Below are 2,748 nucleotides of genomic sequence, written 5' to 3'. Positions count from 1 at the left end.
GAAGCTGGAGCGTTCATCTTGTGGATCAGCGCAGGATGCTGAACCTTTCGCTGATCGATCATACTAAGTACGAAGGTTCATTTGCATTAAACATTGTTGTTTGTTTTTAATAAAATAGCCTGTCTTTCGGATCTTTAAAAGCCCCTTCAAAAAAGTGAGGGGGAGTATGCTATAGCCTAATCAAATACCCCCCTAATTCTTGAGCAGCTTTTTTCAAGGTCATATCTTCGTTTTATTTGACGTACGCTTCAAGCTTCCCTAAGTCACTCTTTTTTTCTGAGCCCTACGACTTTTAGGAAAATAACTGCCTTCTTGTCTGTATTTTCTATGCCATTTTTCTATTCCACATACCCATCGCTGATACACTTATTTTAAATGGTTGCGATGCTTCAATGTACCCGCTCTCCTCATCTAAATATTCTATTCCCCTTTGTCTTAAATCGTTGCTGTAGCTCTTTGTCATTTTAACCTAAATTACTATATAAAACAAAGCCTACGTCATCCCAAGGTGGAGGTCGAAAAGCAAAACATCTTTTACCAAAAGATTCAAGAAGCATCAAAATGAAGGGCGCCCCATCGTTTTCATTGATAAGGGCGGATATGCTCATAACGTACCTTGCACCCCCCTGGCTTGAAAGGGTATCGGTGCTTTGTGGCAGTCATGAAAAGGGACGCACGAATGTCAGTGGTGCACTTCTGGGCGGCGTTCTTTTGACTGGGAGTCTGTTTCAAACAACTGCAAATATCTTTGGGTTCCACGCGTGGATTCTGCAAGATTTGATCCCCAAACTTCCTGAAAAGCAGTGGGGGATCCATGGACAATGCCCCCTTTCACAAAAGCCAAGGCATGCTCAAGACCTTGAAAGCTTCAAGAGACACTCTTCTATATTTTCGTTTATTCACCAGCCCCTCAATCTCATCAAACATAAATGGGCACAGAAAAAGGCACTTAGGCACACTCCCCTTGGATGAAACACAGAAAGTCTCTTCCACGATATCCACATAATCATTTTATATAGCTTTGGCTATAAAACGATTTTCATTGAACACGCAAGCTCGATAAGAGCAGTTTTTAAAGGTTTAGAGGTAAGCAGTTCAATGTTGGGAATGGTTTTAGCCAGCTGTTGACCTGCTTTTTCTAAAGAACTATTTTCAGCGTTAAAAGAAATAAGCTCTTGCTCAGCAGCTAATTTTTCAGTTTCACGATTCTGGAAATTCGCTTTACGAAAAACGATACGAGCAACCCCTTTATATCCCAAGTACTGATTGACGCGCTCTATAAGGGTTGCTCCGTGAGCAGGAATCCACAAGCTCCCAGAGCTATCTACTTCCACCAATAAGGTTCCTTCATTTTTAAAAACTTGAATTCGACAGGGACGCGTGACTGAGGCTATTTCTGTCCCAACAATTCCACACCAATCGTTGGCCATTTTACTGTACAAAAAATTTTTCGTTTGAAAAATATGACCTAGAGCATACGTACACACCTTCTCTAAAGGCTGAAACCCTGAGCCTCTTTTCCACTGTTTTGAAAGTTTTTTTCTATCGTGCATTTTTAAAATCCAAAGTTAACTTATAAAATCAAGCTCGTGCTATATTGCTTTTTCATTTTAGCTTAAAATACTGTAAAAAACAGTATACAAGATAAATAGTATTATTTGTTAGACATATTTCATGTACGAAAGAAAAGGCATTTAAGAAAAATAAGTTATTGATGAAGAGAGGGTGATAAAAATCAAACTCTTCAAGGGGGATAAAACCTAAAAAATTTACGGATATTTTACTATTGTTCAGTCCCAACACCATATGGTTTGGATTATGATTAAAGTTTGACGGATTTTGCTCAAACTCTTTAAGAATAGTATAGCTAAATCAGTATAAAAAGATTACGAGAGAAAGAGTTGAAGCAAGTGATCAATTGAGCAAGTTAATGTTCTTCTTATAGCCAGGATCACATAAAAAAGTCGTGTGTACTCAATTTAGACCAATTTTTCTCTCTTTTCATCTTTCTTTTTAATATTTTAATAATACCTTAGGAGTTTTTCTAGCAGTCTAAGACTTCAGTTTAACCAATACTTTGTCTTTTCCGCAATGAATAAATTCCCATCCTTGAGGAATATCTTCGTTGGTTAAAACCTGGCAATGATTTTTCCACACCCGATTTCTTATCTTTACTATGCCTTCAGAAATTTTACGTCGAGCTTCACTACAAGATTCCACTAAACCTGAATGCTTTAAGATATCTACCATAGTGACTCCCTTAGAAAAAAGATCTTTTGATATTTTCCAATGAGGCATCTTAATATTAAAAGCCACCACTGTGTTTTTTTTTGTTGGGAAATCTTTACTTGTTTTTGGAAAAAAATATTCCGTCCTTAAAACAATAATTTTTTTAAGTAAAGGAAATTGTTTTTTTAATTTTTCAGCATCTTTTAAACTGAAGGATGCTTCCTCATTCATATGAAAACTAATTTTCTCTAAATTTGGTGCAGAAAAAGAAAATAAAGGCGTAATATCCTTGACATCACACCCCCCAAAGGATAATTTTTTTAGCTTTGGCAAAGAAAGAGTTTTAAATACCGAAATATCTTTAACAAAATTATGTTCAAATACAAGTTCTTCTAAAGAAGGAAGGGGGATATCTTTTAAAGAGGAAATATCTTTAAGATCAGACTTGTATATAGAAAGAAACTTTAAATGGGGAAACTTAGCGCCCACAAGGTTTTTTAATTGAAATTCGGGGTGAAT

General features: G+C 36.4%; 4 protein-coding genes. 1 reads left to right on the top strand and 3 read right to left on the bottom strand.

The annotated features are described in order from the left end of the window. Window positions 1-325: 325 nt before the first annotated feature. Entirely contained in the window at window positions 326-463 is a 138-nt protein-coding gene (locus K737_RS10105) for a hypothetical protein (protein ID WP_023491389.1), read from the bottom strand. Window positions 464-600: 137 nt separating this feature from the next. Here K737_RS10105 and K737_RS04335 point away from each other — a divergent pair, with 137 nt between their 5' ends. Continuing rightward, window positions 601-972 carry a hypothetical protein gene (locus K737_RS04335; RefSeq protein WP_152531090.1) on the top strand — a complete coding sequence of 124 codons (372 nt, stop codon included), beginning with the start codon at window positions 601-603 and terminating at the stop codon, window positions 970-972. 53 nt (window positions 973-1,025) lie between these two features. Here the strand turns inward: K737_RS04335 and K737_RS04330 are convergent, their stop codons facing one another. Then, window positions 1,026-1,553: a DUF721 domain-containing protein gene (locus tag K737_RS04330; RefSeq protein WP_006303940.1), complete on the bottom strand. Its 528-nt coding sequence runs from the start codon at window positions 1,551-1,553 to the stop codon at window positions 1,026-1,028. A 499-nt stretch (window positions 1,554-2,052) separates the two neighbouring features. Beyond that, window positions 2,053-2,748, bottom strand: a 696-nt coding sequence (locus K737_RS04325; protein ID WP_035575078.1) for a leucine-rich repeat domain-containing protein, incomplete at its 5' end; no start/stop codon positions are given.

The organism is Holospora undulata HU1 (assembly GCF_000388175.3).
Lineage (GTDB): Bacteria > Pseudomonadota > Alphaproteobacteria > Holosporales > Holosporaceae > Holospora > Holospora undulata_A.
The sequence above is the reverse complement of the archived record's forward strand: the minus strand, read 5'-3'. Positions and strand labels throughout refer to the sequence as shown.

Excerpts from the sequence above, each read along its gene's own strand:
- K737_RS10105 (WP_023491389.1), bottom strand. The coding sequence starts at position 463 with ATGACAAAGAGCTACAGCAACGATTTAAGACAAAGGGGAATAGAATAT.
- K737_RS04335 (WP_152531090.1), top strand. The coding sequence starts at position 601 with ATGCTCATAACGTACCTTGCACCCCCCTGGCTTGAAAGGGTATCGGTG.
- K737_RS04330 (WP_006303940.1), bottom strand. The coding sequence starts at position 1,553 with ATGCACGATAGAAAAAAACTTTCAAAACAGTGGAAAAGAGGCTCAGGG.